The sequence below is a fragment of the Pseudarthrobacter sp. L1SW genome (genome assembly GCF_020809045.1).
Lineage (GTDB): Bacteria > Actinomycetota > Actinomycetes > Actinomycetales > Micrococcaceae > Arthrobacter.
Genome location: NZ_CP078079.1, coordinates 22,708 through 35,233, shown reverse-complemented (window position 1 = coordinate 35,233; position 12,526 = coordinate 22,708). Strand labels below are relative to the sequence as shown.

The following is a 12,526-nucleotide window of genomic DNA, read 5'->3' as shown; positions in this document are numbered from 1 at the left end:
GGCTCAGGCGGGAACGGCCACCCGTGCCGCTTCGCAGATGCTGGCAGCGGTGCGGAGGCCCATCCTGATGGCGCCGTCCACGTGCTGGTAGCCTTCGGCGGCGAGGTCGGAGGATGACCAAAAGATGGGACCCACCGGGACGTGCTGGTCCTTGCCGTAGCGGTGGAGTCCGCCGAGGTCGTAGCTGGACGCGTAGGCACCGCGGGTCCATTCCTCCGAGCCCCAGTCGGATTCGTAGTACACCTCGGGCTCGAGCGCCTCGGCGCCCAGGAACCCGGCGATGGATTCCAGAATGGCCTTCTTGCGGTCGTCGGCACCCAACTCGAAGACGGCGTCGGCCTTTTCATCGGAGACGAAGCCCACCAGGGTGCCCCGGGTGTCGCCGAAGTTGGTGTTGTCGTAGACCTCCTGGACCAAGGAGCCAGCGCCGAAGCAGGTGCCGGAGAGGCCGGAATTCCGCCAGAACGGGCGGCTGTAGACAGCGTGGACCTTGATGACGAGACCAAGCGACTGGTGCTGGTGCATCTGGTGCTGGCGGCGCGGCAGCGGCGGGTTGAACGAGACGCGGGAGTAGAGGTTGGGCGGAACGGCCATGATGACGAACCGGGCGTTGACCGTGGCCCGCTCGGATTCGACGGTGACGCGGTGCCCGCCGTCGGCGTCCGGCTCCCAGTTGATGGTGCGCACCGGGGAGTCAAGCACGACGTCGTCCCCCATCTCCTGCGCGAGCAGCAGGGAGACCTGCTGCATCCCGCCCACAACCCGGCGGTCCAGGATGAAGTCCTCGTCCGTGAGGTGGGTGAAGGAGCCGGCGGAGGCGGCCATCAGGACGGCCTGGAGGGCGGAGAAGGCGTGGGCGGGCTTGGTGAGCATCCCGCCGGCGATGAAGAGGCCGATGTTGTTGCAGGCTTCCTCATTGGCGGAGTGCTTGCGCAGCCAGTGGTGGAAGGAGATGGTGTCCAGCTCACGCGCCTTCGGGTGGGCCCAGGGTTCGGTGGGGCCGATCTCGGCGGCGAGGCCGTCCAGCAGGGCGATGAGCTTGTTCATCTCCGCTTCGGTGTCCGGGTCCACGGGGAAGGTGCCGCCGGTATAGCGGACGGGAATGCCGTCCTTACCGATGTACATCGACTGGCCCTCGCGGTAGCGCGGATACGTCTGCAGGCCCAGTTCGTCGAGGAGGTCCAGGAGTACGGTCTGGTCCGGCGAGACCCACTGGCCGCCGATCTCGAGCATGGCGCCGTCGATGGTGCCGGTCCAGGTGCGGCCGCCCACGCGGTCTCTCGCCTCCAGCACGGCAACGGTGAGGCCGGCTTTCTTCAGTTCACGGGCTGCGGTGAGTCCCGAGGGCCCGGCTCCGACGACCACGACGTCGCGGTTCAGGTTCAGCATGATGTCCTTTCTTCGGCCTCCCCGGTTCGGGCGGTCGGTAAATGAATGACGTTCATTTATTAGAACTATAGCTGCTGGGGGCCGGGACCGGAAGGGCCGGATGGAATAATGCTGGAGACCACCAGAGAAAGGCCACTGATGCCGGCAGGACCAGCTGTACAGGGACGTTCCGCGGAGGCTGCGTCCGCGGAGATTCCCGGTTCGCAGAAGAGGAAGGCGGGGCGGCCCTCGGCCGCCGTCCTGGACAAGGCCGGGATCACGGCAGCCGCCCTGGAGCTCATTGGCCGGAAGGGCTACGACGGGCTCACCATGGCGGGCCTGGCCAAGGAACTGGACGTGGCGCCGTCGGCCCTTTACAACCATGTGGCCTCGAAACGGGACGTACTGCTCCTGGTGGAGGACCATCTCACGTCCCTGGTTGACGTGTCAGACTTTGGCTCGGCGCCGTGGGAAGACGCCGTGCGCAGCTGGGCCTGGAGCTACCGGAATGTTTTCGCCGAGCACACGCCCCTGATTCCGGTCATCGCCGTCCTGCCCGTGACGGACGCCCCGCAGACTCTGGCGATGTACGAGACCGTGAGCAAGGGGTTCCTCGACGCCGGCTTTCCAGAGGAGCGCGTCGTGTCCTCAATCGTGGCGCTGGAGTCGTTCATTTTCGGCTCCGCGTATGACGTGACGGCGCCTGCCGACATCTTTGATTCCGGGTCCATGGCGGACTCGACGCCGCACTTCACGGCTGCGGTGCGGAGCTCTTCCTCTGCTGCGGCGCGCCCGGCGGACGTGGCGTTCGAGCTGGGGCTGGAGGCGCTGATTTCGGGGCTGGGTGCCCTGCGGGGGTAAGGGCGGCAAGAGGGGGCGGGCCGCCTGTCCGCCTCTGCATCAGGAAGGCGTGCGAGGCTATGCTCGTTGTACCGGGAGTCACCGCATCGCAGGGACGGGATATGCAGGAAGGCCGCGGTCAGTAATCCATTCAAGAATTTCCACCATGGGCATGAGCAGACCTGGATCATGGACGACTCCGCCCTGATTCGCAGCGCTCTATGACTTCAATCCTGGCCCTCGCACTATGGCCGGAGACGAGGTCATCCGTCGCCCGGAGTACACCCCCACGTGATGTCAGGCGGATCGTGGGCGGGGATCGTTGGTGTAGCAGCGGACGATACTTGTAATACAAGTTACCAACTTGTATTCTCAGAGGGCGGGCGAAGGAGCCCGGCGCCGCCCTAAGGAGAATCCATGAGTACCGTCGATCTGATCCGGCACGTCAAACTGTCCACCGCCCGACTCCCCCTCGCAGTACCCATCAGCGACGCCAAGGTGTTCACCGGCCGGCAGAAGCCCATGACAGAGGTGGTCTTCCTCTTCGCCGAGATCACCACTGAACTGGGCCACACCGGCGTCGGCTTCAGCTACTCCAAGCGCGCCGGCGGCCCCGCGCAGTACGCCCATGCCAAGGAAGTGGCCGAGGGCATCATCGGCGAGGACCCCAACGACATCGCCAAGATCCATACCAAGCTCCTCTGGGCCGGCGCCTCGGTGGGCCGCTCCGGCGTCGCCACCCAGGCCCTCGCCGCCATCGACATCGCCCTCTACGACCTCAAAGCCAAACGCGCGGGCCTGCCGCTCGCCAAGTTCCTCGGCTCCTACCGCGACTCCGCGCAGACTTACAACACCTCCGGCGGCTTCCTCAACGCCTCCCTTGAGGAGGTCAAGGCACGCGCCACCCAGTCCCTCGAAGAAGGCATCGGCGGCATCAAGATCAAAGTAGGCCTGCCGGACAGCAAGGAAGACCTCCGCCGCGTGGCCGGCATCCGCGAACACATCGGCGGGGATGTCCCGCTGATGGTGGACGCCAACCAGCAGTGGGACCGTGCCACCGCCCTGCGCATGGGACGCCAGCTCGAGGAATTCAACCTCATCTGGATCGAAGAACCGCTGGATGCCTACGACTTCGAAGGCCATGCCCACCTGGCGAACGTCCTGGACACGCCCATCGCCACCGGCGAAATGCTGGCCTCCGTGGCCGAACACAAGGGCCTCATCAACGCCAACGGCTGCGACATCATCCAGCCCGACGCACCCCGCGTTGGCGGCATAACCCAGTTCCTCCGCCTCGCCGCCCTCGCCGACGAGCGCGGACTGGGCCTCGCCCCGCACTTCGCCATGGAAATCCACCTCCACCTCGCCGCCGCCTACCCGCGGGAACCCTGGGTGGAGCACTTCGACTGGCTCGACCCGCTGTTCAACGAGCGCCTCGAAACCAAGCACGGCCGGATGATCGTCCCGGACCGCCCCGGCCTCGGCGTCACCCTCAGTGACCAGGCACGCGCCTGGACCACCGAGTCCGTGGAGTTCGGCGCGCAACCCTAAAGCCGTAACCTTGAAGCCATGAGCCGGAACCTCACCGCGGACCTCGCCGCCGACCTTCGCAACCGCATCGTCGACGGCATCATCCAGCCAGGTGAAAAGCTCCCCAGCGAAAACACCCTCATCAGCGATTTCGGCGTCAGCCGGACCGTTGTCCGCGCCGCACTGACCCGGCTTCAGGCCGAGGGTCTTGTTGAAACCGAACGGGGACGGGGCAGCTTCGCCCTCACCCCGCCATCGGACGGGCCCCAGGCAGCACCCGGGGCCCGCCCCGTGGCCACCACGGAGGACCGCCTCCATCTGCTCGAGTTCCGCATGGGGGTGGAAACCGAGGCCGCCGCGCTGGCCGCCCGCAACCACACCGAACGGCAGCTTCGCGCCGTCACCGCTGCGCTGGAGCAGTTCACGGCCAGCGCCGGCCACCCGGCCCACGCCATGAAGTCGGACTTCGAGTTCCACCGCGCCATCGCAGCCGCCTCCGGCAACCCCTACTACTCCGACTGCCTGGCCGCCCTGGGCCAAACGATGATCGCGATGCCGCGCACCCGCCTGATGACCGGCGCCGAGCATTACGCCCGGGACCACTTCGACCAGGTGGTCCAGGAGCACCGCTCCATCTCGGATGCCATTGCAGACGGCGACGAGGCTGCGGCAGCGGCTGCCATGCGCAGCCATTTGGCCAACTCACGACGCCGGTTCAAGGCTTCCGCGCGGCCGTAGCCTGGAGTGCATCCCGGCAACCCGCCGGAACCTAGGCTTGCTTGCGGACCAGAACCTTCAAAGCACGGAATCGCGAACAAGCCCAGGTGAGCGGAGTTAAAGCAAAAGAGCCCCGGTCTCTCGACCGGAGCTCTTTCATTTGCGTGCGCGAGGGGGGATTTGAACCCCCACACCCTTTCGGATACTGGCACCTGAAGCCAGCGCGTCTGCCGTTCCGCCACTCGCGCGCAACTTCTTTCACGAAGCCCCGGCGGGTTTCCCGCATCCGTTACCTTGCAAAAGCAGCGAGATCAAGCATAACGGAAGGTGGACGGAAAACACCAATTGGGCTCCGCAGACCCCCACCCGGAGGCAAAAAGCCGGGCCGCCTCCTGCCCCTTTCCGTAGTTGAAACCCACGCCCGGACCGCGCCGAACCAGGCAAGGGACCGAACTTTCGGAGGCCCCCGGGCGTTGCTGATTAAGGTCATTCACAGCCCTGCCCAGTAGTATCTGATGTAGGAGTGACTGCTGCATGCAGGCGCACCGCTGACTTGTGAGCTGCACCGCGGGTGCAGCTCCGCAACGGAAACTGCCCCGCTGCCGGGGGGAAAGGAGAAGGACCATGGGCCTGCTGGACAAGGTTGAACGCGGCATTGAAAAGGCTGTCCGGGGCGTCTTCTCCACCGGCTCGCGCGCCCAGGTTGAACCCGTGGAGATCGCCAGCAGGCTGCGCCGCGAAGTGGACCACAAAGCACTGACGGTGGCGGCCGGCCGGACCCTCGCGCCCAACGTCTTCGACGTGCAACTCAGCGAGGACGACTTCAAGCGGGCCCAGGAATGGGGCACACCGCTGGCCGAAGAGCTTTGCGACGTCGTCATCAACCACGTCCGCAGCCAGGGCTACACCCTCCAGGGTTCAGTCCGCATCTCCTTCCGCCGGGACGCCGAGCTGCGCGCCGGCGATTTCGAGATCGTCTCCTCAACCGAGAAGTCCAAGGGCGCCCCCGCCGGCCAGCCGCAGCGCCCCAACGTACCGGCCGCCCCCAGCCGCCAGCCGGTACGCCTTCAGCCCGTTCTGGACATCGACGGGCAGCGCTACTCCCTCAACGCCCCGTCCATCGTCCTTGGCAGGTCCTCCGAAGCGGACATCCACGTCGAGGACACCGGCGTCTCACGCCGCCACCTGGAAATCCGCACTGCCAACGGGGTCACCAGCGCAGTGGACATGGGTTCCACCAACGGCAGCTACGTCAACGGGCAGAAGGTGTCAGGAAGCACCGAACTCACTGACGGCTCCACCATCACTATGGGACGGACAAAAATCATCTTCCGCCTTCTGCCCGCCAGCCCTGGTGGCCGCACATGAGCGACCTGACCATCACCGTCCTGCGGTTCGGCTTCCTCCTGCTCCTCTGGGTGCTGATCTTCAGCATCGTCTCGGCCATGCGCCGTGACCTCATGGTGGGCCGCAAAGCAGCCTCCGGCACCCCCACCCAGCGCCAGGTCCGCAGGAACCCGGAACTTGCTGAGGCTCCCCCGCAGCCGATGAAGCAGCAGGCGCACCAACTGGTCGTCGTCGAGGGTCCGCTCAAGGGAACCACCCTCCCGCTCGCCGCCAGCCCCATCCTCCTGGGCCGCGCCCAGGAGGCCACCCTGGTTCTGGAGGACGACTACGCCTCCGGCCGCCACGCCAGGCTGTTCCCCCAGGGCAGCCGCTGGTTCATCGAGGACCTGGGGTCCACGAACGGAACGTACCTGGCGGACCAGCAACTTACCCGTGCCCTGCCGGTTGAGCCAGGGGTACCCGTGAGAATCGGCAAGACGGTCATCGAATTGAGGCCATAGCCGTGGCCGTCACGCAAACCCCCGCAAACGGGCCCCGGCCCGCGCAGCGGCCCCTCATCATGCGCTACGCCGCACGCTCCGACGTCGGCCGGATCCGCTCCAAGAACGACGACTCCGCCTACGTGGGCCGGCACCTCGCCGTCGTCGCGGACGGCATGGGCGGGCACGCGGGCGGCGACGTCGCCTCCGCCGCCACCGTCCTGGACATGATCCACCTGGACCGCGGCGACTACGACGGCGACGCCGGCACGGTCCTTGCCGACGAAATCCAGACAGCCAACTCCCTGCTTTCCGAACTCGTTCACCAGAACCCCAAGCTGGCGGGCATGGGCACCACCGTCACGGCGCTCCTGCTGGCCGAGGGCAAGCTCTACTTCGCCCACATCGGTGACTCCCGCGCCTACCTCCTGCGCGACGGCGAATTCAAGCAGGTCAGCGTGGACCACACCTTCGTCCAGCGGCTCATCGACGAAGGCCGGCTCCGCCCTGAGGAAGCCGAAAGCCACCCCCATAAAAACGTCCTGATGCGCGTCCTGGGCGACGTGGACGCCAGCCCGGAACTCGACCTCGACACCCTGGACGTCCGCCCCGGCGACCGTTGGCTGCTCTGCTCCGACGGGCTCAACTATGTGGCCGGCCACGCCGTGGAACGGACGGTCCGGGAAACCAAGGACCTCCGCGAGTGCGTGGAAACCCTCGTGGACCTGACCCTCGAAGCCGGCTCCCCGGACAACGTCACGGTGGTCATGGTGGAGATCGTGGAGGAAACGCCCGACGACGTCAGTACGGCCGCCGTCGAAGTCATCCCCTCCGCAGCCGCCGCCACAGCCCCTGCCGCGGCAGTCCAGCCGGCAGCACCGGCTGCAGTGAACCCGAAGGACCCGGCCGGCGGCGCCGAAGCGCCGGGGAAGAATCCTGCGGGCAAGGAAAGCACTGGCAAGGCCGCCGAGGGCAAGGACCAGGCTTCCACCGATCCCCACCTCGGCGAGCACCTGTCCGCTGAGGTCCTGCGGGACGAACTCGCCTCCCGCCCGCACGAACTTGTGGGTGCCGCGGCTGCGGCCGCGGAGTCCGGGTCCATTCCCACCATCGCCGGGCGCACCGTGGCACGGAGGGCAGCCACCCTCCTCACCCACAAGGCAGAACAGCCGGGCAGCGAGGCCGAGGACACCCTCGTGCCGCTCAAGCCGCGGCGCTGGATCACCTGGTCCATCGCCGCAGCCGTCCTGCTGGTCCTGACGGTGGGCCTCTGGCTCGGCTATGCCTGGACCCAGACGCGCTACTACATCGGCGAGTACGACTCCCGCGTCGCCATCTACAACGGTGTCTCCCAGCGCCTTGGGCCCATCGGGCTGTCCAGCCTTGAGACCGTCACGGAGATCCGGATGGATTCCCTGCCGCCGTTCTCGCAGCAGCGGGTGCGCCAGACCGTGCCTGCCAACGACCTCTACGATGCCCAGCGGATCGTGAAGAACCTCGAACTCACCGGCACCACCTCCCCTGAGGAAGGGTGTCCACCACCGTCGGCATCGCCCGGACCCTCCACGCCGGCCGCCGCGGATCCGGCCGCCCCCGCACCAGCCCCGGATGCCACCGCCACCCCGGCAAGCCCGTCCCCCAGCCCCACCGTCACCTGCAAGGCGGCCCCATGAGCCAGCTCAGCACCACTCCCAAGCCGCGGCGGAATGTCGAACTCGCGCTGCTCCTGCTGGCCCTGGCCGTCGGCATCGGCGCCAACATGCTGGTGGGCGTGGACAAGGAAAAGGCCTTTGATTCGGATTTCTGGTTCCAGTCCAGCCTCCTTGCCGTAGCCGCCCTGGTGTTCCACGGCGTCCTCCGCTTCCGCGCCAAGTATGCCGATCCGGTAATACTTCCGCTCGTGGTAGCCCTCAACGGCTTGGGCCTGGCCATGATCCACCGCCTCGATGCGCCCGGCGACGACACCGGCAACAACCAGCTCCGGTGGACCCTCATTGCGATGGCGGTGGCGATCGCAGTGATCTGGCTGCTCAAGGACCACCGCGTCCTCCGCCGGTTCACCTTCATCTCCCTCGCGGCCAGCGCCCTCCTCCTGCTCCTGCCGCTGATCCCCGGCATCAGCGCGGGCGAAATCCTGGGCGCCCGCGTCTGGATCCGGCTCGGACCCATGACCTTCCAGCCCGGCGAGGTCGCCAAGATCACCCTGGCTATATTCTTTGCCGGTTATCTTTCCTCCAACCGCGACCTGATCCTGCTGGCCGGCCGCAAGATCGGTCCGCTGCAGTTCCCCCGGTTCAAGGACATGGGACCCATGATCACGGCTTGGCTGGTCAGCATCGGCGTGCTCATCTTCCAGCGCGACCTTGGTTCATCGGTGCTCTTCTTCGGCCTGTTCATCGTGATGATCTACGTGGCCACGAGCCGCATCAGCTGGGTGGTAATCGGCCTGGCCCTCATCTTCGGCGGCGGCTTCATCGCGGCGCAGGTCTTCTCCCACGTGGCACTCCGCATCGACGGCTGGCTCAACGCATTCACTCCGGAGGTCTACGACCGCTCACCCGGCGGTAGTGGCCAGATTGTCCAGGGCCTCTTCGGCATGGCCAACGGCGGACTGGTGGGAACCGGGCTGGGACAGGGCCGCCCGGACCTGGTCCCTTTCGCCAACAGCGACATGATCATCGCGTCCCTCGGCGAGGAACTCGGCCTGGTGGGCCTGTTCGCCGTCGTCCTCATGTACCTGCTGCTTTTCACCCGCGGATTCCGGGCGGCGCTGGGTACCCGGGACGCGTTCGGAAAGCTCCTTGCCTGCGGACTGTCCTTCGCCGTGGCACTGCAGTGCTTCGTGGTGATCGGCGGCGTAACGCGGCTCATCCCGCTGACCGGCCTGACAACGCCCTTCCTGGCAGCCGGCGGTTCCTCGCTGCTGGCCAACTGGATCATCGTTGGCCTGCTCCTGATGATCTCGCACACGGCCCGCGGCCCGGTGGACACCACCCCGCTGCGGCCGGGCGAGGCAGCAGATTCGATGGGCATTGACACTCCTACTGAGGCGGTGAAGCACTCATGAACCAGGCAATACGGCACTCGTGGGTGGCGGCCGTCGCCATGTTCGCCCTGATCTTCGGCGCCATCAGCTACGTGCAGGTGGTGGGGGCGGATGAGCTCAAGGCCAACCCATGGAACCAGCGCGCCATCCTGCAGAACTACTGCAACGACCGCGGCGCCATCATTGTGGGCGGCACCCCGGTAGCAGAATCGGTGGAGGGCACCTCGGAAACCTGCAAGTTCCAGCGGACCTACCCGCAGCCGGAGCTCTACGCCGGAATCACGGGTTACTTCTCCCAGAACTTCGGTGCCACCGGCCTGGAACAGGCCATGGGTGAAGTGCTCACCGGCAACTCGGACCAGCTCTTCCTGGACCGCGTGGGCCAGCTCTTCCTGGGGAACCAGCCCAAGGGCGCTTCGGTGGAGCTCACCATTGATCCCGCGATCCAGCAGCTCGCCTACAGCCTGATCCCGGACGGGCAGCGCGGATCCATCGTGGTCACCAACCCCAAGACCGGGGCGATCCTTGCCATGGTCTCCAAGCCCTCCTACGATCCCAACCTGATCGCCACCCAGGATCCCAACGCCGAGACCGCCAACATCAATGAGCTGGTCAAGGTCCCGGGCATCAACCTGAACCAGAACGTCAGCGGACCCACCGGGGAACTGCTGGCGCCGGGATCCGTCTACAAGCTCGTTGACACGGCCGCGGCGCTTGCATCAGGGAAGTACAACAAGGACAGCGTTCTCCCCAACCCGGCGGAAATGCCGTTTCCGGGAATCCAGTACAAGCTTCCCAACTACGCAGGCGGCAACTGCTACACCCGGGACACCGCGAGCTTCGCCTTCGCCCTGCAGCAGTCCTGCAACACCCCGTTCGCCAGCATCGCGCTGGACCTGGGCCGGGACGCCATCGCCGAGCAGGCGAAAAAGTTCGGCTTCGGCGAGGACATGGGCGACCAACTCAAGCTCGGCTACGCCCGCAACAACGGCTTCCCCGATAACCTGGACGCCCCCGGCCTGGCCCAGTCCGCCATCGGCCAGAAAGACGTCAGGGCCACACCCCTCCAGGTTGCGCTGATGACCGCGGCCATTGCCAATGACGGCGTCCAGATGAGGCCGAACCTGGTCAAGACCCTGCGTTCTCCGGATCTGCGGGTCATCGACGAACCCAAGCCGGAGCAGCTGCGGACCTCCACCACTCCGGATGTCGCAAACCAGATCACCGAGTGGATGGTCAGTGCCGTCAGCGAAGGCATCGCCAACAGGGCCGCAGTCCCGGGGGTCCAGGTGGCCGGCAAGACAGGAACCGCGGAGCTCGGAAACGGCACCAACAACTCCTGGTTCACCGGATTTGCCCCCGCAAACAACCCGCAGGTGGGAGTCACCATCGTCATGGAGGGCGTGGACATCACCTCCGGAGCCCAGCTAACCAGTCCGAACGCGAAAAGAATTTTTGAGGCGGTGTTGAATAAGTGAGGCCTACAACCGGAATCACCCTCGGCGGCAGATTCCAGCTGACCACGCGGATCGCGATCGGCGGCATGGGCGAAGTCTGGAAGGCGAAAGACCTCGTCCTGGGCCGCATCGTCGCTATCAAAGTGCTGAAGGAGGAGTACACCGGCGATCCCGGGTTCCTCCAGCGCTTCCGCGCCGAGGCCCGCCACACCGCTCTCCTGAACCACGTGGGCATCGCCAACGTCTTCGACTACGGCGAGGAGGAGGGCTCCGCCTACCTGGTCATGGAACTGGTCCCCGGCCAGCCCCTGAGCAACATCATCGAACACGAGCAGGTCCTGTCCCCGGACCGCACGCTGTCCATCATCGCGCAGACCGCCCGTGCACTCTCCGTTGCCCACGCGCAGGGCCTGGTGCACCGCGACGTGAAACCCGGCAACCTCCTGATCACCCCGGACGGGCGGGTGAAGGTCACCGACTTCGGCATCGCCCGCCTGGCAGACCAGGTTCCGCTCACCCAGACCGGCCAGGTAATGGGCACCGCCCAGTACCTTGCCCCCGAGCAGGCCACCGGACAGACCGCCACCGGTTCCTCGGACATCTACGCGCTCGGCGTCATCGGCTACGAGTGCCTGACCGGACACCGCCCCTTCTCCGGCGAGTCCCAGATCGCCATCGCCCTGGCCCAGGTCAACGACGCCCCGCCGCCGCTGCCCGAATCGCTTCCCACCCCGGTGCGCGCCCTCCTTATGTCCATGCTGGCCAAGGACCCTAAGAACCGGCCGGAAAACGCCATCAAACTGGCCGAGGCGGCCGAGGCCATCCGCAACGGGGATATCAGCGCAGCCCGGGCCGCCGTTCCCGGCATGCTCCTCTTCGACGCGGACAATACGGGCCCCATCACGGCTCCGGTGGACACCGCCACGGCGCCCACCGGCGTCATTGGTGCCCAGCATGACAGTTCGCCCACGCCCACGTCCGCTTTGCCGGTGCTGGGTGCGGGCGCGGCAGGTGCAGCCGCCGGAGCCGCCGCCGGGGCAGCAGCTGCGGACGCTGACGCGCCCCAGGGAACACTCGCCCGGGCCAATGCCCTCGCCGCCGAGCGCAGGTGGGTTCCGGAAGAAGCAACGTACGACGACGAGCCTGCCGATGAGCCCCAGCGCAAGGGCCGCAGTCCCTGGACCTGGCCGCTGGTTGCCCTGATCCTCCTGGTTCTGTTCGCGTTGGTGGGGTTCTTCCTCAGCCAGCGGGGCATTCTCTTCCCCTCGAACGACGCCACCACCGGGGCCGCCACAAGCCCGCCGAGCACCAGCGCCAGCCCAACCAGGACCACGCAATCCGCCACGCCCACGCCCACGCGCAACACGCCTACGCCCACACCCACCCAGGAAATGGTCAACGTGATCCCGGCCGCCTACCTCGGGCAGGACTACCGCAAGGTACAGGCCGAGCTTGCCGGGCTGGGGCTGGCCGTCACTGTGATTCCGCAGGAGAGTACGGCAGATGACCCCGGCAGGGTCATCGAGCTGAACCCCACAGGGCTCGTGCCGCAGGGTTCGCCCATCACGGTGGTCTATGCAGTGGCACCGCCGGCACCCACCACATCCGCACCAGCCCCCGCGCCGTCAGCCACCACGTCGGCCGTGGCGGCGCCCACCGCAGCGTCGCCCCTGCCCGCCTGCACCGCCGGCCAACTGCCCGGTGCCCCGCCAACCTGCAAGCCATAACCGCCAGGACAGCCA

General features: G+C 66.8%; 10 protein-coding genes and 1 tRNA gene. 9 read left to right on the top strand and 2 right to left on the bottom strand.

The window, feature by feature from the left end:
- Positions 1-3: 3 nt before the first annotated feature.
- Positions 4-1,389, bottom strand: coding sequence for an NAD(P)/FAD-dependent oxidoreductase (locus KTR40_RS00170; protein ID WP_228404830.1), 1,386 nt, complete (start codon positions 1,387-1,389; stop codon positions 4-6).
- 138 nt (positions 1,390-1,527) lie between these two features.
- On the opposite strand from KTR40_RS00170, the gene KTR40_RS00165 reads away from it, so the two are divergent.
- The 3 genes from KTR40_RS00165 (at position 1,528) to KTR40_RS00155 (ending at position 4,476) form a co-directional block, all read left to right on the top strand.
- Positions 1,528-2,229, top strand: coding sequence for a TetR/AcrR family transcriptional regulator (locus KTR40_RS00165; RefSeq protein WP_228404828.1), 702 nt, complete (start codon positions 1,528-1,530; stop codon positions 2,227-2,229).
- 396 nt (positions 2,230-2,625) lie between these two features.
- Positions 2,626-3,759, top strand: a complete 1,134-nt coding sequence (locus KTR40_RS00160; RefSeq protein ID WP_228404826.1) for a mandelate racemase/muconate lactonizing enzyme family protein — start codon at positions 2,626-2,628, stop codon at positions 3,757-3,759.
- Positions 3,760-3,777: 18 nt separating this feature from the next.
- The gene (locus KTR40_RS00155; RefSeq protein ID WP_228404824.1) at positions 3,778-4,476 is read left to right on the top strand and encodes a FadR/GntR family transcriptional regulator; all 699 of its coding nucleotides are present in this window, start codon (positions 3,778-3,780) and stop codon (positions 4,474-4,476) included.
- A gap of 144 nt (positions 4,477-4,620) precedes the next feature.
- Here KTR40_RS00155 and KTR40_RS00150 read toward each other — a convergent pair.
- Positions 4,621-4,703, bottom strand: a tRNA-Leu gene (locus tag KTR40_RS00150).
- A 376-nt stretch (positions 4,704-5,079) separates the two neighbouring features.
- Here KTR40_RS00150 and KTR40_RS00145 point away from each other — a divergent pair.
- The 6 genes from KTR40_RS00145 to KTR40_RS00120 are packed head-to-tail and all read left to right on the top strand — an operon-like array spanning position 5,080 to position 12,511.
- The gene (locus KTR40_RS00145; protein ID WP_139027271.1) at positions 5,080-5,823 is read left to right on the top strand and encodes a DUF3662 and FHA domain-containing protein; all 744 of its coding nucleotides are present in this window, start codon (positions 5,080-5,082) and stop codon (positions 5,821-5,823) included.
- Entirely contained in the window at positions 5,820-6,302 is a 483-nt protein-coding gene (locus tag KTR40_RS00140; RefSeq protein ID WP_228404823.1) for an FHA domain-containing protein, read from the top strand. Before KTR40_RS00145 ends, KTR40_RS00140 begins: the two co-directional genes overlap by 4 nt.
- Before the next feature lie 59 nt (positions 6,303-6,361).
- Complete coding sequence (locus tag KTR40_RS00135; protein WP_228406203.1) at positions 6,362-7,954, top strand: PP2C family serine/threonine-protein phosphatase; 1,593 nt, start codon at positions 6,362-6,364, stop codon at positions 7,952-7,954.
- The gene (locus KTR40_RS00130; RefSeq protein WP_228404822.1) at positions 7,951-9,348 is read left to right on the top strand and encodes an FtsW/RodA/SpoVE family cell cycle protein; all 1,398 of its coding nucleotides are present in this window, start codon (positions 7,951-7,953) and stop codon (positions 9,346-9,348) included. Before KTR40_RS00135 ends, KTR40_RS00130 begins: the two co-directional genes overlap by 4 nt.
- Complete coding sequence (locus KTR40_RS00125; RefSeq protein WP_228404821.1) at positions 9,345-10,805, top strand: penicillin-binding protein 2; 1,461 nt, start codon at positions 9,345-9,347, stop codon at positions 10,803-10,805. The genes KTR40_RS00130 and KTR40_RS00125 overlap by 4 nt, the downstream gene beginning before the upstream one ends.
- Positions 10,802-12,511: a protein kinase gene (locus tag KTR40_RS00120; RefSeq protein ID WP_228404820.1), complete on the top strand. Its 1,710-nt coding sequence runs from the start codon at positions 10,802-10,804 to the stop codon at positions 12,509-12,511. Before KTR40_RS00125 ends, KTR40_RS00120 begins: the two co-directional genes overlap by 4 nt.
- Positions 12,512-12,526: the final 15 nt, after the last annotated feature.